Origin of the sequence: Vibrio gazogenes, assembly GCF_002196515.1 — a bacterium.
Lineage (GTDB): Bacteria > Pseudomonadota > Gammaproteobacteria > Enterobacterales > Vibrionaceae > Vibrio > Vibrio gazogenes_A.
This window is the reverse complement of record NZ_CP018836.1, coordinates 683,956-706,817: the sequence shown is the minus strand read 5'-3', so window position 1 is coordinate 706,817 and position 22,862 is coordinate 683,956. Positions and strand designations below refer to the sequence as shown.

Sequence of the window (22,862 nt, the reverse complement as noted above, 5' to 3'; positions counted from 1 at the left end):
CAACACCTCTTAACATGACGCTTTGCAAGCGTTTGATATGAATGAATCGCAACATATTGAGGTGACTTGGAGACGGCCGGAAGTGAGGTGAAATTCCTCCACAGCCCCCGTTGCTGTAATGCTGACGACCTGATTAAACCACTGTGCAAACGGGAAGGGATCAGGAAGGTTGAAGCTAAGTCAGAAGACGAGTCAAAGCAATTCCGTAACTCCTTCGGTGGGAAGCGAGTAGGGTGCAGTCTTCAAATCGTCGATTTGGGGGCGGTTGCTTTATACCCGCAATTCACCAGTAGAACAGAACTTGGTTAAACCGGTCTTGGTTGAACCTTTCTCAGTTAAACAGTGATTGGTGGTCTATGAAAGCGAACCCAAACCGATGCCAGACAACAAGTCAGCAACCGCAATCTTTTATTCAACAGCCGCAGCAAATCGAATCGACCAGTTTCGAGATCATTGATCAAATCATCCAGACCGACTTTCCGACCTATCGTTTCCGCCATCCGCTTGAGCAAAAAATCATTACCCGGGCGATCCACACCACCGCCGATTTTGACTGGCTGGAGATCTTAAAATTCTCGCCAACGGTTCTGACCGGGCTGCAAGCTCAGATTGCGGCTGGGTGTGTGTGTTATACCGACACCACCATGGTGCTCGCCGGGATGAATAAATCACTGCTCCGTCAATTCGGCTGTGAAGTGCGCTGTTATATTGCCGATCCGGATGTCGCTGCGATAGCCAAGGCACAGGGTAAAACCCGGTCAATGGTTGCGGTAGAAAAGGCGTTGGCTGAAAGTGACGATGCGGTGTTTGTCTTCGGCAACGCCCCGACGGCTTTGTTTCAGTTACTGCAAAGTGCCGGAGCAAAGCGGCCTGTCACCATCGGCGTTCCGGTGGGGTTTGTCGGTGCGGCTGAATCAAAACAAGCCCTGTATGACAGTGATTTCCCTTTTATTACCGCGCTGGGGCGCAAAGGCGGCAGTAATGTTGCCGCCGCGATTGTTAACGCGGTGCTGTATGACATGCAGGAGGGACGATGACTGAATCGACGGCTCAGGATCTGGTCTGGCATCGCGGTAAAGCATATCGCAAAGGCTATACCACCGGCTCGTGTGCGACTGCGGCTGCGAAAGTCGCGGCACTGATGCTGCTGCGTCAACAACGTATTGATCAAGTTTCGATTGTGACACCGTCCGGTGTTCCACTGCATCTGAGTGTTGAAGCTGCGACTGTCGCGCAGTTTCAGGCTGTCGCTGCGATTCGCAAAGATGGCGGGGATGATGTCGATGCGACGCATGGCATGTTGATTTTTGCCCGAGTGACACGCAATTCCGGCACATCGATTGATATTACGGGAGGCGAAGGCATCGGCATCGTCACACGGCAAGGCGTTGGTTTGCCGGTCGGTGCAGCGGCCATCAATAAAACCCCGCGCCATACGATTGAACAAGCGGTGCGTGAGGTTATCGGGCCGAACCAAGGCGTCACGGTTGAGATTTTCGCACCGGAAGGTATTGAGCGAGCCAAACAAACCTACAATGCCAAGCTGGGCATTGAAAATGGGATTTCGATTATCGGGACATCCGGCATTGTGACGCCAATGTCTGAGGAGAGCTGGAAACGCTCGTTAGCCATTGAACTGGAACAGAAAAAAGCCCAAGGTCACCGCCGGGTTATTCTCGTCCCGGGCAACCATGGCGAACGGTTTGTGCGTCAACAGTTGCATCTGAATCACGAGATGGTCGTCACCATGAGTAATTTTGTCGGCTACATGTTGCAAGAGGCCAGTCGTCTTGAGTTCGAGCAGGTTCTACTGGTCGGGCATATCGGCAAACTGATTAAGATTGCTGCCGGTGTTTTTCATACCCATTCGCATGTTGCCGATGCGCGGCTGGAAACGCTGGTTACCCATTTGGCATTGCTGGGGGCCCCGAATGCATTGCTGCAACAAGTTTATGCTTGCCTGACCACAGAAGAAGCACTGGTACTGATTGAACAGCATGGCTATCAGGCCGTATATACCGCGCTGGCGCAGCGGATCTGTACGCGGGTTGCGGACATGCTGCGTTATGCCAGTCACCCGTTTTGTTGCGATGTAGTGCTGTTTTCTTATGACAATCAGATCTTAGGCTGTCATCGTCCGATTGACACAATTTTGGAGGATTACCAATGATTTATGTGGTTGGTATCGGCCCCGGTAAAGATGACATGCTCACGCTGGCTGCGCGTCAGCTCATTGACCGTGCAGAGGTGTTGGTCGGCTGGCCGAGATTATTGCAGCTGTTCCCTGATTTTCAGGGCGAAAAAATAGCAATGTCGGGCAGTATCGACCAAGCCATGCAATTTCTGGCTGAGATTTCATCCCGTCAGGTGGTGGTGTTGGCATCGGGCGACCCGATGTTGTTTGGGATCGGTAAACGTATCTGCCAGCATTTTCCGCCCGCTCAGCGGCAAGTCATTCCCGGTATCAGTTCGATTCAGATGTTGTTTGCTGAAATCGGCATGGATATGAACGAGCTGTATATCACCAGTAGTCATGGTCAGTCACCGGACTTCGATTTTCTGTTTGCACACGACAAGGTTGCATTGGTGACGGATCAATATCTCGGGCCGTATCGCATTGCCCAGCAAGCGCTTATCCGGCAACTGAAGCGGACCTTTATTATTGGTGAAAATCTGGGCTACGCCAATCAACGGATTTCGATGCTTCGGGCAGAACAGGTGCAGCGGTCATATGACATGAATGTGGTCATTGTGCTCAATGAATCCCCTGAATAAATGTAACGGAACAAAGGTACTGAACGAAAGAGACACAGATGAAAGATAGCGAATTTCTGAGAGCCGACAAAGTGCCGATGACCAAGCAGGAAGTCCGCGCTGTCGTGCTTGACCGATTAGAACTCGGTCGGGCGCAGCGGTTGATTGATGTCGGGGCGGGAACCGGAAGTGTTGCGATTGAAGCAGCCCTGCGTTTTCCTGAGTTGGCCGTTACCGCGATTGAGAAGAATGCCCGGGCGCTGGCGATCATGCGGCAAAACATCAAGCACCACGCCGTCGAGCGGATTGCGCTGATTGAGGCTGTTGCCCCTTGTGATCTGACGGGAGGCGCGGATGCGATATTTATCGGCGGCAGTGGCGGTAACCTCACGGCGATCATTGACTGGGCTCTGGCTCATTTGACGGAACATGGCCGGTTAGTGATGACATTTATTCTGCAAGACAATCTGCATCAGGCGTTAGAGCACCTGAAACACGGCCCGATCCGGGATCTGGACTGTACCCAAATCATGGTGTCCCCGATGACCCCGTTGGGCAGCAGTTACTATTTCAAACCCAATAACCCCACGTTTGTGATGTCGTGTACCAAGTGTACTGAAGGGAGCGCACAATGACGGAGACACTGGATAAAAGCAAAGTCTATTTTGTAGGTGCCGGACCCGGAGACCCGGAGCTGATGACCCTGAAAGGGTATCGCTTGCTGCAACAGGCGGATGTGGTGATTTATGCCGGTTCGCTGATCAATCCGGCCTTACTGGATTACTGCAAGCCGGAAGCGGAATGCCATGACAGTGCAGCCTTACATTTACAGCAAATCATTCAACTGATGGTTGACGGTATTCACGCCAACAAACTGGTGGTGAGACTGCAAACCGGTGACTTGTCGTTGTATGGTTCGGTGCGAGAACAGGGGGAAGAACTGGCAAAACAGCAGATAGGGTTTCGCTGTATTGCCGGGGTGTCTTCTTTTCTGGGAGCCGCAGCTGAGCTTGGGGTTGAATACACGGTGCCTGAAGTCTCGCAGAGCCTGATTATTACCCGGATGGCGGGCCGGACACCAACCCCGGAGCTGGAGTCGCTGACTCGCTTTGCCGGCCATCAAACCTCGATGGCGATCTTCCTGTCAGTCAAGGGCATCGCTGCCGTTGTCGAACAATTGGTGCAGGGGGGATACCCGCTCGATACCCCCGTCTCTGTGGTGTATAAAGCCACTTGGCCGGATTGCCAGATCCTGAAAGGCACCCTTGCCGATATCGCTCAAACCGTGACGGATGCAGGCATTCAAAAAACAGCGTTGATCTTGGTTGGTCGCTTTCTGGGAGAAGAATACCACTACTCTAAACTTTATGATGCGGCGTTCAGTCATGAATACCGTTAACGGTTTTTCCGTCTCTCTGTTTAGCCTGACACCGGGCGGTCAGCAGATTGCCCGGCGGCTTCGTCAGGCGTTTCCGGCATTATCAATGCGTTGCTACTGCGCGGAGAAGTACCTACAGGCTGGATTCCTGCCATTTGACGGCAGTTTGAAGCAGACGGTGGCGCAACGGTTTGGCTGCGATCATGCCCTGATTTTTATTGGTGCCTGTGGGATTGCGGTCAGAATGATCGCGCCGCTACTGAAAGATAAATTCACCGACCCGGGCGTGTTAGTGATTGATGAACAAGGACAATTTGTGATCAGTCTGTTGTCGGGGCATATCGGTGGGGCGAATGAGCTGGCTCGACAGGTGGCTGACAGTCTTGGGGCGCAGCCGGTGATCTCGACGGCAACGGATGTCAATCAAACCTGTGCTTTCGATCTGTTGGCACAACAGTTGAATGCCGCGAGTGAGCAGTTGCATGCTGCGACCAAAACCGTAAACCAATTGCTGGTCAGTGGGCACACGGTCGGGCTTCATATTGACCCGTGGCTCGAAGCGACACTCGGTTTTGATATCCATCAGTTTGATATTCGTGGTTTGACCCTTGTGACAGAACACGATGTTGCCCGTTATGCGTTGTCCGCGCTGATTGATGTGTCGATGCAAGTGACGCGACCGGACTGGCCCATTCCCAGCTTTCAGTTGATCCCGAGACGCCTCGTTGCCGGCATCGGGTGTCGGAAAAACATGTCTTCCGTACAGCTACTGACCCTCTTTCAGCAACAGTTGCAACGCCTCAATATTCATCCGCTCGCTATGGCTGCGATTGGCAGTATTGATCTCAAATGTGATGAGCCGGCATTGCAACATCTGGCGCAGCAGTATCAGGTGCCCTTCAAATTATTCAGCGCGGCCGAATTAAGTTCGTGTTCAGCACAATTTCCTCAATCGGAATTCGTTCAACAAACTGTGGGTGTCGGATGTGTTTCTCAACCGGCAGCCTGGCTGCTCAGTGACGGTTGTCTGTTGGGGGAAACCCTAAGACAACAAGGTATTACCCTGACCTATGGAGTCATGAAATCATGTTATATGTCGTAGGCATTGGCCCCGGTGGCCTAGAGATGATGACCGCAGAGGCGCGCGCTGCCATTGAAGCGGCTGATGTGATCGTGGGCTATAAAACCTATACCCATCTGGTGAAAGCGTTGGTGGGCGATAAACCGGTGATTAAAACCGGGATGTGTAAAGAGATTGAACGGTGTCAGGTCGCCCTTGAGATTGCACAATCGGGTCAAACCGTTGCGCTTATCAGTAGTGGCGATGCCGGGATTTATGGCATGGCCGGCTTGATTCTGGAAATGGTGACCAAGCAGACGTGGCATGTTGAAGTGAAGGTTGTGCCGGGAATGACCGCAAGTATTGCTGCCGGTGCTGCGCTGGGGGCGCCCCTGATGCATGATTTTTGTCACATCAGTCTGAGTGATCTATTGACACCTTGGTCAGTGATTGCCAAGCGCATTACCGCAGCCGCAGCCGCTGATTTTGTGATCTGTTTTTATAACCCGCGCAGTCGGGGGCGGGAAGGGCACTTACGTCATGCATTTGAATTGATGTCGCCCTATAAAGCACCGGAGACACCGGTCGGGGTCGTCAAAGAAGCCGGGCGTCGTAAAGAAACCAAATGGCTGACCACTTTGGCAGCCATGGATTTTGAACGGGTCGATATGCGTACGATGGTGATTGTCGGCAATCAGTCCACTTATGTTGAACAGGGGCTGATGATTACACCACGAGGATATACGTTATGAGCCCCGACCATGTTCTGGTTTTTGGCGGCACATCCGATGCAGCTATTCTCTGCCGGATGCTGGCGCAATGTCGCATCCGCTATACACTGTCCGTGGCGACCCCGACAGGGCTGGCTGCGGTACAGTCGCTGGGCGCGCCGGTGATTCAAGGCCGGCTGGATACCGCAACGATGAGCTCATGGATATTGACGCATCAGGTCGATTGTGTGATTGATGCCGCCCATCCTTATGCGCAGCAATTACGGGAAACCATCGTGGCTGCCAGCCTGAAAACGGGGTGTCCGGTGATTCGCTATGAGCGTCCGACACCGGTCGATGTCGGTGCGCATCCGCTGCTTACCTATGTCCGCAGCATTGCTGAAGCCTGTGAACGCATCACCCCGCAACAGCAGAATGTGTTGTTGACCACCGGGAGTAAAGATCTCGCCCGGTTCCGGCAATTACTGAGCGATAAAACCTTATATGCGCGTGTATTGCCGACATCGGAAGTGGTTGCGGAATGTGAGTCTCTGGGGCTGAGCTATGCGCAAATTATTGCGATGAAAGGTCCTTTTTCCGCAGCGATGAATCACGCGCTGTACGACATGATCCAGCCGGATGTGGTGATTACCAAAGAGTCCGGTCGGGCCGGTGGCTTTACCGAAAAAGTGGAACCATGTCTGTCACTGGGGATCCCTTGCATTGTGATTCAACGTCCTCCCCTGAATTTTGTGACCCACTATGTTGAAACATTACACGACCTTGACGCGTGCGAAGCATTGTTCCGCTCATGGCAACAGAAGGAATCATTTGATGAAAAAAGCACTATTAGTGATTAGTTTCGGAACCAGTTATCCGCAAGCACGGCAAAAAAATATTGAGGCGTGTGAACAAGCTTTGGCGGACGCATTTCCCGACCGGGATTTCTTTCGGGCTTTTACCTCATCGATGATTATTAACAAGTTAGCGCAGCGGGATGGGATGGATATTCATCACCCGCGTCAGGCACTGGAATCGCTGAAACGCGCCGGATATCAGGATGTGTTAATCCAGTCGCTCCATATTATCAACGGTGACGAATATGAAAAGATCGTCCGTGAAGTTGCGCATTTTCAAGACCAGTTTGCACGGATCGACATCGGTGTTCCATTGTTGAGTGGCGATGATGACTATCACCGCTTGATTGATGCGATTGAATACCAGTCACCGCCACTTGCGAGCGATGAACGCTTGGTGTTGATGGGACACGGGACGACACATCATGCGTTTTCAGCTTATGCGTGCCTTGACCATATGATGCAAACATATCAGCGACCTTTTATGGTCGGTGCGGTGGAAAGTTATCCGGGGATCGAGACCGTTATCAAGCGGCTGCAACAGGCGCAGATACGGAAAGTTTATTTGATGCCATTGATGCTGGTGGCCGGTGACCATGCGATTCATGACATGGCCTCCGATGAAGCGGACTCATGGAAAGTCCTGATTCAACAGGCTGGGATTGCCGCCGAACCGATCGTTCAGGGATTAGGTGAAAATCCGTTGATTCGTCAGTTGTTTATTGACCATTTAGCTGCGGTTGCCCCGCCACCGGAGCCGTCTGGCAATCAACGCTCAGCCACCGTTATGCCAGCAACGGATGTCAAGGAGCCTGTCGCATGAGTGGTGGAAAATTAAAGGATGGTGGGAAGTTCAAAAATGGTGGGAAGTCCAAAAATGGCGGAAAGTTATTTGCCATGGGCACCGGACCGGGAGCCAGTGATTTAATCACCGTCCGCGCTGCCCGGATTTTGGGTCATCTCGATGTATTGTACGCACCGGCCGGGCGTCAGCAGGGGGACAGTCTTGCTTTGTCCATTGTGCGCGAGTATCTGGGGGAACACGTGGTGATCCAAGCGCGCCACTTTCCGATGACCAACGATGCAGCAGCCAAGCATCAGGCCTGGGATCGCATTGCCGCAGAAATCGCACAAGATGTCACCGCGGGGAAGCAGGTCGGTTTTATCACTCTGGGTGACAGTATGCTGTTCAGCACTTGGGTGTTCTTGCTCGAACGGCTTGCGCCACAGTTGGATATTGAAGTGGTGCCGGGCATCACGTCATTTGCTGCCATTGCTGCCGGCGGACAATTTCCGCTGTGTATGGAACAACAGTCAATGGCGGTGATGTCATGTACGGCGGACGAAGCGGTTTTGCGCCGAGCGCTGACCGAGCATGAATGTGTGGTGTTGATGAAAGTGTATGGGCGATTTGAAAAAATCCGCACCCTACTGGATGAACAGGGATTGCTCTCCTGTGCCATTTTGATGGCGAATGCGTCAATGGACAACGAAATCTATTATCCAGACCTGAGCGCGATTCGTAGCGACACCCCGCTGCCTTACTTTTCGACCATTTTAGTCAATCGGCGTTTCGCCCATCAAGGTTTCGTCCACCGGGATTTCGTGAAGACCAGTCATGGTGACCAACCACAAAAGTTCTCCGCCGTTTCAGACAACAGATAAGGAACTGACTTATGTTTTCTCAACGCTTGTTCTCTCAACTCTCCTGCAAACCCTTTGGGCCATGTCTCGGAGCAGTGGCGTGCTTGATGTTCCCCATCCGTGCGAATGCGATGCATATCATGGAAGGATTTTTACCACCGATATGGGCGCTGAGCTGGTGGGTACTCTTTCTGCCATTTTTGATCTTGAGTATCAGAAAACTGAAGCATCTGGTTGCCAACGACAGTGATAAAAAGGTGCTGTTAGCGTTGTGTGGGGCCTTTATTTTTGTTCTGTCCGCACTCAAGCTACCGGCGGTGACTGGCAGTTGCTCCCACCCTACGGGGGTAGGTCTGGCGGTGATTCTGTTCGGGTTTATGGTGGTGCCGCTGCTCGGCGGGATCGTCCTGCTGTTTCAGGCGTTGTTACTGGCACACGGGGGGCTGTCAACTTTGGGGGCCAATGGCATGTCAATGGCGGTGATCGGGCCTTTGGTCGGATACGCTTTGTGGGTTACGGCGAACCGGCTCAATCTCAGAAAGGATATTGCTGTGTTTTTGTGTGCCGCCGGTGCTGATTTGGCAACGTATTTAGTCACTTCCGTGCAACTGGGTTTCGCATTCCCCGATCCGCAGTTAGGGATGGTCGCCTCAGTGAGTAAATTTATGGGGGTGTTTATGCTGACTCAGGTGCCAATTGCCATTGCGGAAGGGTTACTGACGGTTTTGATTTATGAACAACTGAGTAAACGGGCGTTGCTCGGAACAACACAAGGTGTGCTGAGATGAAAAAGAATGTATTGATTATATTGATGATCGGCCTGCTGATCGTGATGCCGTTTGTGTTAGGTGTTCCGGGCGAATTCGGTGGTTCAGACGGTGAAGCAGAGTCGGTCATCACCGAAATAGCGCCTGACTATCAGCCGTGGCTTGAGCCGATATTTGAACCGGCCAGTGGTGAAATTGAAAGCCTGCTGTTTACCCTACAGGGTTCGCTTGGCTCGGCTGTGATCTTCTATATTCTCGGCTTTTATCAAGGGCGTCGGCGTCGTCATGTTACTCATCGATAAATACGCCTATCGGAGTCGGTGGGTTCATGTGCCCCCCGTGTACAAAGGCTGGTTTTATCTCGTCACGTTGATTCTGGCTCTTACACTACCGGTTGTTTATCAATGGGGACTGTTTCTGTTGTTGATGCTGCTGACTTGTGTCGGTGGCCGGATCACGCTCAGGCAATACCTGCGTTGGTTGCGGTTACCCGCCGGATTTTTGCTCTTCAGCATTATTGCGATGGTGTTGACCTATCATCAACAGCCGGATGGATTGATCATCAGTCTGCCGGTTGCTGACGGATTTTTCGGCGTCAGTCGTGAGTTATGGGGGATGGCTGGGCAAACATTGATACGGTGTTTATGTTCGATTGCTGCCACTTACTGTTTTGTGGTATCGACGCCATTCAATCAGTGTATCCGGTTGCTGAAAGCAACGCGGTTACCGATGGTACTGGTTGAACAAGTGTTACTGACGTATCGGTTCATTTTTATTTTGATTGAAGAAGCGCACGCCATTTTTACCGCCCAAACGTTGCGCTTTGGTTATATCCGTCGCCGTAACTGGCTGAAATCTCTGGCACAGTTAGCGGCGATGTTGTTACAGCGTGTCTTGGTGCGCCATCAACAGATGAAAGCATCCCTTTTTGTGAAGCTATATCAAGGAGAGTTTCTCTAATGACGTTAGCGGTTCAGGCGGTTGATTTTGCTTATGAGGATGGCTCATCGGTACTTAAGCATGTGTCGATGGATTTTACGGCACATTCGGTCATCGGGGTGGTCGGTGCCAACGGTTGTGGTAAATCGACACTGTTTAAACTCTTACTTGGTTTATACCGGCCACGGCATGGCAATGTTTTATGGCAAGGTCAGCCCCTGACATACGCGAAAAAATCGTTGTTTGAGTATCGACAGCGCGTCACGCTGGTGTTTCAGGAACCGGATCAGCAAATATTTTATACCGATGTCTTTGATGACATTGCTTTTAGCTTAAGAAATCTGGGGGTGAATGAAGCAGAGATCGAGCGGCGAGTCAGCGATGCGTTATCATTGGTAGATGGTCAAAACCTGATCAATCAGCCGGTTCATGCTTTGAGCTATGGTCAGAAAAAACGGGTTGCGATTGCCGGTGCGCTGGTGTTAGACAGTTCGTATCTGCTGCTGGATGAACCAACTGCCGGGCTGGATCCCGTCGGAACACGTCAGATGAAATCTTTGATTGGGACATTTGCTTCTCTGGGCAAACATGTTGTGATGTCCAGCCATGATATCGATCTGATTTACGAGTTGTGCGATTACGTTTATGTGATGGCCGACGGCGCTGTGGTGAACGCGGGAAAACCGGAAAGCATTTTTCTCGACAAAGCTGCGATGGAAAGTATCGGCTTGGAACAGCCGTGGCTGGTCAAAATGCATCAGACATTGGGTATCCCTTTATTTCGTAGCGAGCAAGAGATGAATCATCAGGCTTCGGTTATCCAATGACGGCAAAGCAAATACAGGCCGGTGGGACACACGCGTTAATATCCGCTCTATGGCACTGAGACCGATCAGAGCAGGCCTGTGCCCCTCTGATCTGATTGACCCAGGATTTACGGGACTATCTTTTTCGGCATGCGGAAAAGATATCTTTTGCCGGTCGATAGAGATGGGTTGAAACATTGAGTGCGCCAAGCAGTGAATCAAACAGGTTGTCTTGTGACACATGCACTGTTGCGGCTTGCTTTTTCAGGCAGGATTCATCGATATGCTGCGCGGCTTGATACCCATCAGACAACCACACCATCAGCGGCACATGTTTCTGCTCCATCGGTGCGATAGAGTAGGGTAAACCATGCAGATAGATGCCATTCTCACCTAAAGATTCACCATGGTCAGAGAGATAGATCAGCGCGGTATTATAGCGGTCAGAGAATTGCTTTAACCGGTCGATCGTCTGGGCGACGACGTAGTCGGTATAGCGGATCGTGTTATCGTAAGTATTGACGAGCTGCTCGTGGGTACAGTTTTCAATATCATCCCGCTGACAATCTGGCTGAAAGTGCGCAAATTCTTGCGGATAACGCTGAAAATAAGCCGGCCCATGGCTGCCGATCAAATGGAGTACCACCAAGCTATTGCCCTGTAGTGCATGAATATCCTGCTCGAAATGATTGAGCAAAGCCATATCTTTACATCCTTCAAGCGTACATAACGGATGATGAGAATTACGTTTCAGCTCCTGATATTTGACATGTTTGGGGATCCCTTTACTGGCGGCATCATTCTCTTTCCAGAAAATATCGATACCCGCCCTGTTTAAGACGTCGATCAGGTTGTCCTGATGATAGGCGCGTTGCTCATTATAGTTTTTTCTGTCGAGACGGGAAAACATGCAGGGAACCGAGACGGCGGTGGCTGTACCACAAGAAGCGACATGTTGATAGGAGATCACCCCTTGCGCATCGGTGAAAGGTGTCGTGGGTCTTGGGTAGCCATTTGAGTGATAATTGTATGTTCTGGCGGTTTCACCCAGGATGAAGACCACCAATGACGGTTTTTGACCGGGAACTGCCGCCTGCTGCTTTGCATCCAACCCAATCTGGACATAAGGCAATGGAGTATAAAAATATGTCTGATGAATATATTCAGCAATACCATTGACATAATATGTTGGGATTATCATCCGCTTGATATAGCCGTTATTGCGTCCGACTGATACATAATCTTGATAATATGCTGAAGCAATCAGGCCAATCCCTAATCCAGAGATGAAAATAATCCCCAATTTTTTCGTCAGTAAAGCGAGGAACTTTTCCTGTTTGATCGGGGTTAGGATGAGCAGTATGGTTGGTAAGACTCCCAGACCAAGAAACCAGAGAACCGATCTGAGACTCAGGTAAGAAGAGGCCTCACCGACGTTCGTCTCAATCAGGTTTTCTATCATTTCAGCATTGAATATCGTGCCATAATTGTAAGTGGCGTAACTGACAAGACTCGATGTTAACAGTAGGATAGAAAAGAATATTTTCGTTATTTTTGGCCATGAAAATACACTGAAAATAATGGTTAAAGCAAAAATAAAAAAGAATGGAATAGAAATAATGAATCCAGTATCAACTGCATCCAATTGATTAAAAATTTCATGCAGTGATTTATATACCGGCAAATTTAAAATAACCGAAAAATAAATAGCAATAATAATTGTAATGGCATGATAAGATAATTTTAATTGTTTGATCGTATTTATTATTTTCATTTTTTCATGGCTTGTTAGTCAGAGTATTACTGAGAAATATCTACAGCATTGATTGGTGTCGGTTCAATTACCTATGATTCAATTCCGTATGAAAAGTTGCATAAACTTATAGTCAAAGGTGTGATCTGGTCAACAAAAATATCCATATAATTGAGATTAATACTCAATTTGATTCGTATTGGTGTCATCGGCTTATGATATGGATGGGCGGGAATTTTATGGCTATCGTATTGAAATTTGGGTAGATAAATCGTAATGGCACGCAATCATTGGGCCGGGAATCGCTGAAGAGAAACGTCAGATGAAAGTCGTGAGTCAAATAACAGAGACCCCAATGCATGTGTATTGACTCATGCATTGGGGTGTTCAACGATATACTGTTACTTTATTTTGCTTGCCAGTTGCGCTGTTTTATTCAGCCAAGCTTCCCGATGATTGTGACTTGCACTCATCATTGGACCAAAATACGTCGAAGAGGTATTTTTTATGCCACAAAAGTCCAAAATAGCATGCTTCAACTGTTTGTATATCGGGTTACCATAGAGAAGTCTGAACCAGAAGGGTGGCGTATCAAGGGTGATGATCAGCTCAGAGGTTCGCCCTTTTAATAACTTTTGGGGAATTGATTTACCCTCTATGTATTTGAATGAGAAACTGGGTAGAAAGGTTCTATCAATCGCACCTTTGAATTTCGCGGGTATTGTTCCCCACCAAACAGGGCTAATAATGACAATATGTTCTGCCCATTGAATCTTTTTCTGGAAATCTAGTAAATCAGGCTCTAGGGTTGCTATTTCATCATACCCTTCGTTTAAACTGATTTCGAAATTCAGATCACCAATATGGATTTGCTCAACGTCATGGTCGTTTGCCGCAGTTGAGGTATATTTTTCAGCTAAGGATTTACAAAAACTGTTAGATTTTGGGTTGGCATTGATGACTAGAATCTTTTTCATCGTCTAATTGCTCCGTATTGTATTGAGGTCCGTAGTTTAAACTCTGACCTAAAGGTCAGAGTCAACCCCTCGAATACACTGGTCAATCGAAATGCGATAATCTTCAATACGCTGTTTCTGTATTTCTAATGTTTTTATTTTTTCTTCAACGATTTTTTGCTGTTGAGTTAGAAAATCGCTCACTAATGCCCAGTCTAAATCTTCTTGATCACTTTTTAAGGCGACCAGATCGGAGAGTTGAATCCCAAGTGTTTGCGCTTCTTTGATAATCTTGATCAGACTGATGTGTTGTTGATTATAAACTCGATATTTACCTGAGCGGGAAACATTCAATAATCCGAGAGATTCATACAGTCTGATTGCCCGTTGAGTCGCGCCAGATTGTTTTGATGCTTCATTGATGAACACAGCTATCTCCTTGTTCTTTCACATCTTATTATCACGTATAACAATTGTTGCATAGGATAGTAAAAAGACAAGTCAAACTATTGCTAAAATTCGCTGAAACACACATGTATGATGCAACGATCTCTTATGAAATTCGGACTGCATTGATGAGACGAATGATTGATGTTTTACAAGGAGGAAATAATGAGTTTTGAAATAGAGAGGGGAGCGAGATTTGGAGATTGAATCTGAGATATTTGAGTGGCATCAGCGGATGCTGACGCCACACTAAGTATTACACGACAGTGACTTGCGCTGCTTGTAATCCTTTTTGACCTTGTTCAACAACGAACGATACCTTTTGGCCTTCGTTCAGAGTTTTGAAACCTGTTGAAACGATTGATTGGAAATGAACGAATACGTCATCACCACCGTTATCTGGAGAAATAAAACCAAAGCCTTTCGTTTCGTTAAACCATTTTACTGAACCAGTTGTTTTATTAGACATAGATACCTCTATATTTGATAATTTAATATTAAGTGTTGTTAGCTAATAAGCGCTATTATCTATTTTAGAGATATATATTTTATCGTAGGTACGCAAACGAAAAATCGATGTAGAACCGAGAGAAATTTGATCTTAAAGTAAATAAATAGCTCTTTTCTTAAGAGCTGATGAACAGTATACCGACGAATCTGATAAAAGCTATCTTTTTCTCATTTTATTTTTTTATGGCCTTGAACTGTGACCTGTTTAAACGCGTACTGAGTAGTAACATGCTGATATAACGGTTTTTTTACTGATACTTGCTGCTTGTGTCATTGCGTCAGTCGACGCGAAAATTTGGGTGCGATGGGAAAAAATAGAAAATCACTATCTATTTATAGGAATGAGTGTATAGTGGCCCCAGCTCCTAAACGTGAGCTATTAATGAGACATATAGTTCGAGTATCTTCTTAGTTTTCTTTCGAGTCATTTCGTTATACAACGCCTGTAGCAACTTATTCTTTATCTTCCATTAAATAGCCTCATATCTATCTGTTTAGGTGAATGATGAATCCTGAAAATATAAGCGTTTTGGGTGTAGTAGTCACAAAAATAATTGGTCATATTGTGAGTTAGAGTTTTAGATAATAATGAATATTGGTACTGAAATAGATCATCCATTTATCTAAGTGCCGGTGATTTTGATAAAAATAAAGTAACTCTGATTTCAATCTTTGCCCATGACCTTTACGAAATTTGTTTAGAAAGGAACAAGAATGAGAAAGAAACGCGATAAATCTCCCAAAAAGCATAAAAAAAGCGGTTATGAAGCCAAATTCGAAGTGATGGTGAAAGAATACCATAGTGCCCAAGAAGTTCTGAACGGCATGTCTGAAGATTCTGCTGATTATAGTAAGCAGAAAAAACATTGTGAATCTCTCTTTGCCAGCGCTGAGCGCTTCTTTAAGCAGCATCAATAATCCGATAAGCATCCGCTGAACTGACGAATGTCATAATGGTGTGTCGGTATCGCCACTTCCACATCATTTGGCCTCATTCCTGTTTTGCCTATTGTGCGTTATAAGCCTCCGGTTACATCCACATAGTTTCCTGTCGAAAATGATGATTTTTCAGAAGCTAACCAATAAATTGCCTCGGCAACCTCTTCCGGTAATCCGCCTCTTTGCAGAGGAATGACGCTTTTTAGCCTTTCAATGCGTTCTGGCTCACCACCGTCAGTGTGCATATCTGTGTAAATGAAACCGGGACGCACGCAGTTGACCCTGATGCCATCGGCTGCAACCTCTAACGACAGCCCTTTGGTTAAGGTGTCGATAGCGCCTTTTGATGCGGCATAATCAATATATTCATGTGGTGCTCCCGAACGAGCTGCACCTGACGAAACATTCACAATGACCCCACCCAATCCGCCGCGCCGAGTCGACATACGTTTGATCGCTTCCCGACAACACAAAAAGTAACTTGTGACATTATTGGTCAGAATCGTATTGATTCTGTCGGCGCTCATGTCCTCTAAGCGCATCTGAGGTTTTAATATGCCGGCATTATTGACGAGTACCGATACAGCACCTAATTGTTGATCCACTGTTTCAAACAAACGCAACACCTCATCTTCAAGAGAAATATCCGCTTGTACTGTGATACAACGACCACCTTGTGCCGTAATGTCTTGTGCCAGATGATTGGCAGATGCTGAATTAGATTTATAGTTGATACAGACGGCATAGCCATGGTGTGCAAAAATTTTTGCGGTTGCGGCTCCGATGCCTCGTCCTCCGCCTGTAATGATCGCGACCTTTTGATGCTTCATTGTCTATCCTTATACATTCTCAATGTGAGACGCTTATATCGCTCACTGAATATGATCTAAACATGCTTCAGTGATAAGCGTCGGGGCAATAGTCGGGTTAATTTTGAGGTTGTGACAAAAATTGTTTGAGAATTTTTCCAACCAATTCGGGGGACTCTTGATGGGCGGCATGCGCTGCCATAGGAAGATTGGCAAATGCAGCTTTGGTGATTCTGGACTTTAATGAAACTGCTTCATCAAGTGAAAATAAGAAATCATTGTCACCACGCATGATTAATGTCGGGCAACGGATTTGTTCAACTTGCTCAAGTGGATAGCCGGATGCGGTTGTGTCAAGCCATACGGCCTTGACGGCATCGACGAGTTTTGGGAAATCTGGCTCCGGATTCGAGGCATGATAATCGGCGACGTCATCAGCGAATCTTGCTGTCCAAAAATCTGCGGTCAACCCTTTGAATATTCCAATGGATGGATCGTTTGCTTCTAACCGCCAATGAGACCCTAATGTGATCAGACGAGTGACTTGTTCTGGTGCTTGTGCTGCGAGTCGATACCCGACAATGCCACCGTCACTAAAACCAAAAATTGAATAACGTTCAACGCCGAGGTGGTTGAGGACGTTTTGGACATCTTGCTGATATTGTAAGTAACTGAGGGGGCGGTCACCGAGCAGGGACTTGCCATGTCCCCGAAAATCGATGCTGATTAAACGATAATCTTGAGCAACATATTGGTGAATGGGTCGCAGATCATGCCGGGAGCCTAGTCCGCCATGTAACATCACCAGTGGTTCCCCATCTGAGTTCCCTGAACATTCGTAGTAAAGGGAAGTCCCGTTGATTTCGATATAGTCACCTTGACTGGTCATTTCATTTCCTCGTTACTTGCAACAGCGGTGTGACATATGCTGCTCTGCGTCGCGTCATACTTCACTTATAACAGAAATTAAAACGTCATCACAAATAAATATCGGTCGCTAGCTTGGATTGTGCCCCAGTTCGGCTATCAAACGTCCGGCGATAAAAAAGCGCATGGAGAATGCATCCATGCGCTTTTACTGTTGATATAAATATGTTGGCTTAAATGCGTTGACTTAGGTGTCAAACAGGCATCGAGCCAAGTCTTATCTTAGACTCAGTTTAACACCAGAGTATGCGGAGTAGCCATTCAACATCACGTGGTAGGTTGTACCGCTGCGAGAGTTGATCGAGCATGACTCATTGCTACCGCTTTTATACGGACGGCAATCATATGAGTTTGTACTTGGACGGCTGCCGGCTTTCACATAGAGATCCGCATCACCGCTACCACCAGAGATTTGGACAGTCATGTTTGAACCATCACCTTTAAAGGCATAGTAAGTCTGTGAGCCACGATTACCAGATAAAGTGACAGACTGACCTTTTTTCAGTTCACTTCCCGTAGATGGTGGAGCAGATGAACATGAAGCATTGACACCAACAGTGCTGAATGCGCTAGTGACATCTGAAGTGCTGTAGCCGAGATCTTTCGCCGCTTTGAAGACACCGCAAGCCGCTTGGTCAAATGTTGCAGTTGGTGTCCAGTACAGTTGGTTTGCAACCGCAAAGACTTCGAAGCCTTTACGAGCGTTCCAGCCTGATTTGTTGGAGAGCAGGTAGTAAGCCCGGTTGAATACACCACTCGAGTAATGGACGTTCAGACTATTGTAGAATTCAGAAGCGTTGTCGATTGAACGGCCATCGCGGGAAGGTCGGTCAAAATAACGCAGTGCACCGGAACCTTTTGTAATGGATGCACCAATTTGCCAGTCAACACTGCCTTTCATGAAGTATTCAGCTGCTTCACCGGCAATATCAGAGAACGCTTCGTTGATACCACCAGACATGCCTTCATAAACAAGACCTGAGTTTTGTTCAGTAAAGCCGTGGCTGACTTCATGTGCACTTACATTCAAATCAACCAGTGGGTAGAACTGACTGCCACCGTCGCCAAAAGTCATACTGGAGCCGTTCCAGAATGCGTTTTCATAGTTTGTATCATAGTGGACGCGCATGGTGAGCTGGAAGGTCAGTGGTGATGTATTCAACCAATCCTGATACATATCGAACACAACTTTACCGAAGAAGTGTGCATCATTTAATGGCGAGTATGCACCGTTGATCGCTTTATAATCGTTGTAGTTCGATGATGTTGTACATCTGTAGCTGTAAGGCGTGGTTCCAGATTTTCGTCCATTGAGGTCCACGGTCTTCACAACACTGTTATTCATGGTACAGGTTGAGCCAGATTTATTGACAATAAACCCTGGGTAGTCGGTGCCGTAGTTATACTGGCCGGTTTTTCTGTTTCCGCCAGGGCCTGTGCCGCGAGCTTCAGCATGATTCAGACCTTCCCAAGTCTTGATGATATTACCATTGATTGCATCGATGAAGAAGAATGGACGTGAAGGGTGGTCATCAGCAACGAAAAAGTCTACCTGATAGACAAGCTGTGCCTGATTGTTTTCGTCAACCCGTACCAGCAGTTCGGCTTTTTCATTTTCAAACTCAGCAGCGTTGATACTGACAGTTTGTTGTTGATAATAAGATTTAGCAATTGAGATTGCTTCTTTGAGCGCAATCGATGGGGATGCGACGGCAATATCGTCGGCAATGCCTTCAGCAACAACGCCATAAACATCAGTTGTACCTGAAGCGACCCCTTTCGTTAAGGTTGCAGCAACGGACGTATCATAAACAGGAATGCCCATGTAAGTCTGTTGATAGCGGACTTTTACTTTACCATTTGGTAATGTCACTTGTTTGACTTCTTTGAAGCCTGTTTCGAGCGGTGCAACGCTATGAGCTTGTGTGTTCAGAACTTGATCAAGTTGTGAGCTATCCTGCATGGTGACCATTTCTGCAGCGGATACTGGCAATGCAGCGGTGAGACTCGCAGCGAATACCCAATGAATGTGACGTTGTATTTTATTCATTTCTCAATCCTAGAGATTTGTTCTTTAATTAATTAATTTCTGAAATGTCAGTAATTAACCCTATTGCAATCGCTAGTGCGATAAAATGCATAACAACAATGCTGAACATTTTTAAATTCGTCTAGTCTTTAATGCAAAAAAAAACAAAAATTTTTTTAGTTATGTCTATAAAAATTTACATATTTATAAATGTAATCGATTTATTTTTTGAAGTGGGTAAGTTCAGGTTTTTATTGAGGTTAGACTCGGGAAGGTGTCTGGATTAATTAATAATTTTGTGACAATTTAAAAATACACAAATATATCAATAACGAGAGGTGTTATTTATTTTTATTTTATTCATAAATGTATTATTTAATAACGTTTATCCTGAGATGATAGGCTTTGGCTCACTCATATTTGTCACTCTTTCAAATATACTATAGACGTATTTTTCATCAGTGAAAGAAAAAAATCACCTAACTGATTGTAATAATTGGATAATGTTTATTTTTATGGGCGTTTGTTTATTTGTGTGTGTAAATGTAAATCAATCGTGACAATCTGGGCCCAATGGCGTCTCTGAATCGATCTGGTATGTTGTTCGTGTGGGTGAGATAAAGGCCCCGACTCACACACATATCGCATGTGAGCAGGGGGGAGTGTCAGAACTGAATCGATAGCGTGTCTGGTGGTGGCTTCCTATGCCATTAACTGGCCGGATAAAGGTGACATGCAGTCCAGTGATCGCCTTGTGTTTGTGTCAATGTCGGCGCCTCGCGGGAACATCGTTCAGTGGCGTACTTACAGCGAGGGTGAAAGGCACAGCCGCTCGGGGGATTGAGCGGAGAGGGGATATCACCGATAAGTGGTACATGCTCGGTATTGTGGGTTGGATCCGGCACGGGAATCGCAGATAACAATGCTTGCGTATAAGGGTGTTTGGGCTGACGATAGAGAATTTCTGCTGGTGCCCTTTCAACAATCTTACCCAAATACATCACCCCAACCTCATCACAGGTGTGTTGTACCACGGCCAGATCATGGGCAATGAACAGAAACGAAATGCCCCGGGTTTCCTGTAGTTCGGCAATCAAGTTGAGAACCTGCGCCTGCACAGAAACATCCAGTGCCGAGACAGGCTCATCCGCAATAATCAGCTTCGGCTCTAAAACGAGGGCGCGGGCAATGCCGACCCGCTGTCGTTGCCCACCGGAAAATTCATGCGGATAACGATTGAGTGCCTGAGGACGGAGCCCGACGGTATGCATCACCTCGGCAATCTTCTCCTCGCGTTGTGCGACCGTTCCAATGTTATGAATATCCAGCGGTTCACGCAGAATATCATGGATAGTCATTCGCGGACTCAGAGAAGCAAATGGATCCTGAAAAATCATCTGCATCTCTTTACGCATCGCTTTGAGCTCGCGAGCATTCATTCGGGTAATATCTTGTCCCGAGATGGTGATTGTGCCAGCCGAGGGCTCAATGAGACGCAGGATACAGCGTCCTAGGGTTGATTTACCGCATCCCGATTCCCCGACTAACCCGAGGGTCTTCCCCTGATGAATTTTGAAACTCACACTATCGACGGCTTTACAGACGGAACGAGCACGTTTAAATAATGATTTCCCGGCGTAGAAATGTTTTTCCAAGCCTTTGACTTCTAATAATATATCGCTCATCTGGAGGCCTCTGCTATGTGAAAACATGCCGCTTGGTGTTCTGGCGGTCCGGTCAGGACTGGCGTATTTTGGCGACATGTCTGAGTGACACGGTCACAGCGGTCAGCAAAACGACACCCTGTCGGCAGATGAAATAAGTCCGGAACCATGCCTTCAATGGTTGGCAGGCGAGCAATTTTCTGTTGCCGAACAACAGGGATTGATTGGAGTAATCCTTGCGTATATGGGTGCTTCGGGTGACTGAAAATGGCCTCAACCGGCCCTTGTTCCACCACTTCACCACAGTACATCACCACGACGCGCTGACAAGATTCAGCGACGACACCCAAATCATGCGTCACCAACACCACCGCCATGTTCAAGGATTGTTTTAACTGTTTGATTTCATACATCACCTGCGCCTGAATAGTCACATCGAGCGCGGTGGTCGGCTCATCGGCCAATAACAGGGCGGGGCGACAGGAGAGCGCCATGGCGATCATCACGCGTTGACGCATGCCGCCGGAGAGCTGATGCGGGTATTCGCGAATACGTTTCTCCGGTGACGGAATGCCAACCATACGGAGCATTTCAATTGCCCGAATCGCAGCCTGTTTGCGCGAAATCTGCTGGTGATTGCGAATCACATCCACCATCTGCGTTTCGATTCTTAGTACAGGGTTTAAAGCGGTCATCGGTTCCTGAAAAATCATCGAGATATCGTTGCCGCGTAATTGACGATAGGCTTTTTCATTCATACCCACCAACTCTTGTCCCTGAAAGCGAATACTGCCGGAGACAATTTTACCCGGCGGGCTTGGGATCAGCCCCATCACCGCCAACGAACTGACCGATTTTCCGCAGCCGGATTCACCGACAATCGCGACGCTTTCACCGGGCATTACTTCAAAACTGATGCCGTTGATTGCGCGGGCGATCCCTTTATCCGTCTGAAAATCGACGGTCAGTCCTTCCACTTTGAGCAATGGGTCTGTCGACACTGTCACGGTATGGTCTGTTGCGTTCATGACACCTTCCTTGGATCTAACGCATCCTGGAGCGAATCTGAAAATAAATTGAATGCCAGCACCAGTACAAACAACATACCGGAGGCAGCAAAAAAGTTACAGAAGTGGCCTGAAGTCACTTCGGTACTGGCTTCCGCGATCATCAGCCCCCAACTGATGCTTTCTTTTACACCCAATCCGAGGAAGCTCAGAATGACTTCACTCTTGATGGCGGTGATAAACAGTAAAGTCATCTCAACCAAAAGAATATGGCTGGTATTGGGCATTAAGTGGCGGAAGATGATGCGATAGGTCGGTACGCCGAGCGCATGAGCTGCCTCGGTAAATTCCATATTTTTTAGCTTGATCACTTCTCCGCGAATCACCCGGGCGGTACCCGTCCAAAACGCGAGTGTCATTGCCGTATGCATCGCGTAAGGATTACCTTCCATGGCGACGGCAATCGCAGCGACCAGTAAGAAATAAGGAATACAGTCGATACAGTTCATCACCCACAGAATGAATTCATCGAGGAGCGATCCGGCATAGTAGCCCATCAGAGAGCCGGTCAGCGCACCTATCATTGTAGCGAGTACGGCGACAACCAACCCAACCTCAAATGCAGTTTTGGTGCTGTAAATTGCCCGTTGAAAAATATCTTGTCCGTTGATGGTGGTCCCGAACCAATGCTCAGCACTCGGCCCGCTTTGTCCTGCTGTTTGTAAGACATCCCATTGTTGGGCAATCAAACCGAACCAGACCAGCATCGCAATGAAAAAATAAACCAACACAATGGCTAAACTGATCATCCCGATGCGATCTTTGCGGAATTTCTCAATGCCTTTAGACCAGAGTGATTCTCGTTTCTGCCTTGTATCCTGAGTTGTATGAATCGTTTCAGTCATC

25 protein-coding genes and 1 riboswitch are annotated in these 22,862 nt (G+C 47.7%); of the genes, 15 read left to right on the top strand and 10 right to left on the bottom strand.

The window, feature by feature from the left end; translation table 11 throughout:
- Positions 1 to 16: 16 nt before the first annotated feature.
- Positions 17 to 212, top strand: a riboswitch (cobalamin riboswitch).
- Positions 213 to 356: 144 nt separating this feature from the next.
- The 14 genes from BSQ33_RS18830 to BSQ33_RS18765 all read left to right on the top strand — a co-directional run bounded on the left by BSQ33_RS18830 (position 357) and on the right by BSQ33_RS18765 (position 10,936).
- Positions 357 to 1,037: a cobalt-precorrin-8 methylmutase gene (locus tag BSQ33_RS18830; protein ID WP_088134917.1), complete on the top strand. Its 681-nt coding sequence runs from the start codon at positions 357 to 359 to the stop codon at positions 1,035 to 1,037.
- On the top strand, positions 1,034 to 2,170 hold the full coding sequence (cbiD, locus tag BSQ33_RS18825; protein ID WP_088134916.1) for a cobalt-precorrin-5B (C(1))-methyltransferase CbiD: 1,137 nt from the start codon (positions 1,034 to 1,036) through the stop codon (positions 2,168 to 2,170). Before BSQ33_RS18830 ends, cbiD begins: the two co-directional genes overlap by 4 nt.
- Positions 2,167 to 2,775: a cobalt-precorrin-7 (C(5))-methyltransferase gene (locus BSQ33_RS18820; RefSeq protein WP_021021066.1), complete on the top strand. Its 609-nt coding sequence runs from the start codon at positions 2,167 to 2,169 to the stop codon at positions 2,773 to 2,775. Before cbiD ends, BSQ33_RS18820 begins: the two co-directional genes overlap by 4 nt.
- 38 nt (positions 2,776 to 2,813) lie before the next feature.
- Positions 2,814 to 3,389: a decarboxylating cobalt-precorrin-6B (C(15))-methyltransferase gene (locus BSQ33_RS18815; RefSeq protein ID WP_021021065.1), complete on the top strand. Its 576-nt coding sequence runs from the start codon at positions 2,814 to 2,816 to the stop codon at positions 3,387 to 3,389.
- A complete protein-coding gene (locus BSQ33_RS18810) occupies positions 3,386 to 4,153 on the top strand; it encodes a cobalt-precorrin-4 methyltransferase (RefSeq protein WP_088134915.1) in 768 nt (255 codons plus the stop codon). Before BSQ33_RS18815 ends, BSQ33_RS18810 begins: the two co-directional genes overlap by 4 nt.
- The gene (locus BSQ33_RS18805; RefSeq protein ID WP_088134914.1) at positions 4,140 to 5,234 is read left to right on the top strand and encodes a cobalt-precorrin 5A hydrolase; all 1,095 of its coding nucleotides are present in this window, start codon (positions 4,140 to 4,142) and stop codon (positions 5,232 to 5,234) included. The genes BSQ33_RS18810 and BSQ33_RS18805 overlap by 14 nt, the downstream gene beginning before the upstream one ends.
- Entirely contained in the window at positions 5,219 to 5,944 is a 726-nt protein-coding gene (locus BSQ33_RS18800) for a precorrin-3B C(17)-methyltransferase (protein WP_021021062.1), read from the top strand. Before BSQ33_RS18805 ends, BSQ33_RS18800 begins: the two co-directional genes overlap by 16 nt.
- Positions 5,941 to 6,762 (top strand): precorrin-6A reductase, encoded by an 822-nt coding sequence (gene cobK / locus BSQ33_RS18795; RefSeq protein WP_021021061.1) that lies wholly within the window; start codon positions 5,941 to 5,943, stop codon positions 6,760 to 6,762. The genes BSQ33_RS18800 and cobK overlap by 4 nt, the downstream gene beginning before the upstream one ends.
- Positions 6,737 to 7,582, top strand: coding sequence for a sirohydrochlorin cobaltochelatase (gene cbiK, locus BSQ33_RS18790; RefSeq protein WP_088134913.1), 846 nt, complete (start codon positions 6,737 to 6,739; stop codon positions 7,580 to 7,582). Before cobK ends, cbiK begins: the two co-directional genes overlap by 26 nt.
- A complete protein-coding gene (locus BSQ33_RS18785) occupies positions 7,579 to 8,424 on the top strand; it encodes a cobalt-factor II C(20)-methyltransferase (RefSeq protein ID WP_088134912.1) in 846 nt (281 codons plus the stop codon). Before cbiK ends, BSQ33_RS18785 begins: the two co-directional genes overlap by 4 nt.
- A gap of 86 nt (positions 8,425 to 8,510) precedes the next feature.
- Entirely contained in the window at positions 8,511 to 9,191 is a 681-nt protein-coding gene (locus BSQ33_RS18780) for an energy-coupling factor ABC transporter permease (protein WP_039837596.1), read from the top strand.
- Positions 9,188 to 9,472 carry an energy-coupling factor ABC transporter substrate-binding protein gene (locus BSQ33_RS18775; protein WP_021021057.1) on the top strand — a complete coding sequence of 95 codons (285 nt, stop codon included), beginning with the start codon at positions 9,188 to 9,190 and terminating at the stop codon, positions 9,470 to 9,472. The genes BSQ33_RS18780 and BSQ33_RS18775 overlap by 4 nt, the downstream gene beginning before the upstream one ends.
- On the top strand, positions 9,456 to 10,130 hold the full coding sequence (gene cbiQ / locus BSQ33_RS18770; protein ID WP_021021056.1) for a cobalt ECF transporter T component CbiQ: 675 nt from the start codon (positions 9,456 to 9,458) through the stop codon (positions 10,128 to 10,130). Before BSQ33_RS18775 ends, cbiQ begins: the two co-directional genes overlap by 17 nt.
- Positions 10,130 to 10,936, top strand: a complete 807-nt coding sequence (locus BSQ33_RS18765) for an ATP-binding cassette domain-containing protein (protein WP_088134911.1) — start codon at positions 10,130 to 10,132, stop codon at positions 10,934 to 10,936. The genes cbiQ and BSQ33_RS18765 overlap by 1 nt, the downstream gene beginning before the upstream one ends.
- Positions 10,937 to 11,051: 115 nt before the next feature.
- Here the strand turns inward: BSQ33_RS18765 and BSQ33_RS18760 are convergent, their stop codons facing one another.
- The 4 genes from BSQ33_RS18760 to BSQ33_RS18745 all read right to left on the bottom strand — a co-directional run bounded on the left by BSQ33_RS18760 (position 11,052) and on the right by BSQ33_RS18745 (position 14,540).
- Positions 11,052 to 12,689: a phosphoethanolamine transferase gene (locus BSQ33_RS18760; protein WP_088134910.1), complete on the bottom strand. Its 1,638-nt coding sequence runs from the start codon at positions 12,687 to 12,689 to the stop codon at positions 11,052 to 11,054.
- A gap of 380 nt (positions 12,690 to 13,069) precedes the next feature.
- The gene (locus tag BSQ33_RS18755) at positions 13,070 to 13,645 is read right to left on the bottom strand and encodes an NAD(P)H-dependent oxidoreductase (RefSeq protein ID WP_021021053.1); all 576 of its coding nucleotides are present in this window, start codon (positions 13,643 to 13,645) and stop codon (positions 13,070 to 13,072) included.
- 48 nt (positions 13,646 to 13,693) lie between these two features.
- Positions 13,694 to 14,053 carry a MerR family transcriptional regulator gene (locus tag BSQ33_RS18750; RefSeq protein WP_021021052.1) on the bottom strand — a complete coding sequence of 120 codons (360 nt, stop codon included), beginning with the start codon at positions 14,051 to 14,053 and terminating at the stop codon, positions 13,694 to 13,696.
- 274 nt (positions 14,054 to 14,327) lie between these two features.
- Positions 14,328 to 14,540 (bottom strand): cold-shock protein, encoded by a 213-nt coding sequence (locus BSQ33_RS18745; protein ID WP_027694299.1) that lies wholly within the window; start codon positions 14,538 to 14,540, stop codon positions 14,328 to 14,330.
- A gap of 755 nt (positions 14,541 to 15,295) precedes the next feature.
- Between BSQ33_RS18745 and BSQ33_RS18740 the strand changes: the two genes are divergently transcribed.
- Positions 15,296 to 15,499: a hypothetical protein gene (locus BSQ33_RS18740; protein ID WP_021021050.1), complete on the top strand. Its 204-nt coding sequence runs from the start codon at positions 15,296 to 15,298 to the stop codon at positions 15,497 to 15,499.
- Positions 15,500 to 15,597: 98 nt separating this feature from the next.
- On the opposite strand, the gene BSQ33_RS18735 is transcribed toward BSQ33_RS18740, so the two are convergent.
- From BSQ33_RS18735 to BSQ33_RS18710, 6 genes are all read right to left on the bottom strand, one after another.
- A complete protein-coding gene (locus tag BSQ33_RS18735; RefSeq protein WP_021021049.1) occupies positions 15,598 to 16,350 on the bottom strand; it encodes an SDR family oxidoreductase in 753 nt (250 codons plus the stop codon).
- A gap of 97 nt (positions 16,351 to 16,447) precedes the next feature.
- On the bottom strand, positions 16,448 to 17,218 hold the full coding sequence (locus BSQ33_RS18730; protein ID WP_021021048.1) for an alpha/beta fold hydrolase: 771 nt from the start codon (positions 17,216 to 17,218) through the stop codon (positions 16,448 to 16,450).
- 255 nt (positions 17,219 to 17,473) lie between these two features.
- Positions 17,474 to 19,306: a M4 family metallopeptidase gene (locus tag BSQ33_RS18725; protein ID WP_088134909.1), complete on the bottom strand. Its 1,833-nt coding sequence runs from the start codon at positions 19,304 to 19,306 to the stop codon at positions 17,474 to 17,476.
- Between the two features lie 689 nt (positions 19,307 to 19,995).
- A complete protein-coding gene (locus BSQ33_RS18720; RefSeq protein WP_088134908.1) occupies positions 19,996 to 20,970 on the bottom strand; it encodes an ABC transporter ATP-binding protein in 975 nt (324 codons plus the stop codon).
- Positions 20,967 to 21,977, bottom strand: coding sequence for an ABC transporter ATP-binding protein (locus BSQ33_RS18715; RefSeq protein ID WP_021021045.1), 1,011 nt, complete (start codon positions 21,975 to 21,977; stop codon positions 20,967 to 20,969). Before BSQ33_RS18715 ends, BSQ33_RS18720 begins: the two co-directional genes overlap by 4 nt.
- On the bottom strand, positions 21,974 to 22,861 hold the full coding sequence (locus BSQ33_RS18710; protein WP_021021044.1) for an ABC transporter permease: 888 nt from the start codon (positions 22,859 to 22,861) through the stop codon (positions 21,974 to 21,976). Before BSQ33_RS18710 ends, BSQ33_RS18715 begins: the two co-directional genes overlap by 4 nt.
- Position 22,862: the final 1 nt, after the last annotated feature.

Bases quoted from the DNA above. Each gene is read 5' to 3' on its own strand.
- BSQ33_RS18720 (WP_088134908.1), bottom strand. From the start codon at position 20,970: ATGAGCGATATATTATTAGAAGTCAAAGGCTTGGAAAAACATTTCTAC.
- BSQ33_RS18830 (WP_088134917.1), top strand. From the start codon at position 357: ATGAAAGCGAACCCAAACCGATGCCAGACAACAAGTCAGCAACCGCAA.
- BSQ33_RS18715 (WP_021021045.1), bottom strand. From the start codon at position 21,977: ATGAACGCAACAGACCATACCGTGACAGTGTCGACAGACCCATTGCTC.
- BSQ33_RS18785 (WP_088134912.1), top strand. From the start codon at position 7,579: ATGAGTGGTGGAAAATTAAAGGATGGTGGGAAGTTCAAAAATGGTGGG.
- BSQ33_RS18805 (WP_088134914.1), top strand. From the start codon at position 4,140: ATGAATACCGTTAACGGTTTTTCCGTCTCTCTGTTTAGCCTGACACCG.
- BSQ33_RS18725 (WP_088134909.1), bottom strand. From the start codon at position 19,306: ATGAATAAAATACAACGTCACATTCATTGGGTATTCGCTGCGAGTCTC.
- BSQ33_RS18815 (WP_021021065.1), top strand. From the start codon at position 2,814: ATGAAAGATAGCGAATTTCTGAGAGCCGACAAAGTGCCGATGACCAAG.
- BSQ33_RS18735 (WP_021021049.1), bottom strand. From the start codon at position 16,350: ATGAAGCATCAAAAGGTCGCGATCATTACAGGCGGAGGACGAGGCATC.
- BSQ33_RS18810 (WP_088134915.1), top strand. From the start codon at position 3,386: ATGACGGAGACACTGGATAAAAGCAAAGTCTATTTTGTAGGTGCCGGA.
- BSQ33_RS18780 (WP_039837596.1), top strand. From the start codon at position 8,511: ATGTTCCCCATCCGTGCGAATGCGATGCATATCATGGAAGGATTTTTA.
- BSQ33_RS18740 (WP_021021050.1), top strand. From the start codon at position 15,296: ATGAGAAAGAAACGCGATAAATCTCCCAAAAAGCATAAAAAAAGCGGT.
- BSQ33_RS18800 (WP_021021062.1), top strand. From the start codon at position 5,219: ATGTTATATGTCGTAGGCATTGGCCCCGGTGGCCTAGAGATGATGACC.
- cbiD (WP_088134916.1), top strand. From the start codon at position 1,034: ATGACTGAATCGACGGCTCAGGATCTGGTCTGGCATCGCGGTAAAGCA.
- BSQ33_RS18760 (WP_088134910.1), bottom strand. From the start codon at position 12,689: ATGAAAATAATAAATACGATCAAACAATTAAAATTATCTTATCATGCC.
- cobK (WP_021021061.1), top strand. From the start codon at position 5,941: ATGAGCCCCGACCATGTTCTGGTTTTTGGCGGCACATCCGATGCAGCT.
- BSQ33_RS18745 (WP_027694299.1), bottom strand. From the start codon at position 14,540: ATGTCTAATAAAACAACTGGTTCAGTAAAATGGTTTAACGAAACGAAA.
- BSQ33_RS18755 (WP_021021053.1), bottom strand. From the start codon at position 13,645: ATGAAAAAGATTCTAGTCATCAATGCCAACCCAAAATCTAACAGTTTT.
- BSQ33_RS18775 (WP_021021057.1), top strand. From the start codon at position 9,188: ATGAAAAAGAATGTATTGATTATATTGATGATCGGCCTGCTGATCGTG.
- cbiK (WP_088134913.1), top strand. From the start codon at position 6,737: ATGAAAAAAGCACTATTAGTGATTAGTTTCGGAACCAGTTATCCGCAA.
- BSQ33_RS18710 (WP_021021044.1), bottom strand. From the start codon at position 22,861: ATGACTGAAACGATTCATACAACTCAGGATACAAGGCAGAAACGAGAA.
- cbiQ (WP_021021056.1), top strand. From the start codon at position 9,456: ATGTTACTCATCGATAAATACGCCTATCGGAGTCGGTGGGTTCATGTG.
- BSQ33_RS18820 (WP_021021066.1), top strand. From the start codon at position 2,167: ATGATTTATGTGGTTGGTATCGGCCCCGGTAAAGATGACATGCTCACG.
- BSQ33_RS18730 (WP_021021048.1), bottom strand. From the start codon at position 17,218: ATGACCAGTCAAGGTGACTATATCGAAATCAACGGGACTTCCCTTTAC.
- BSQ33_RS18765 (WP_088134911.1), top strand. From the start codon at position 10,130: ATGACGTTAGCGGTTCAGGCGGTTGATTTTGCTTATGAGGATGGCTCA.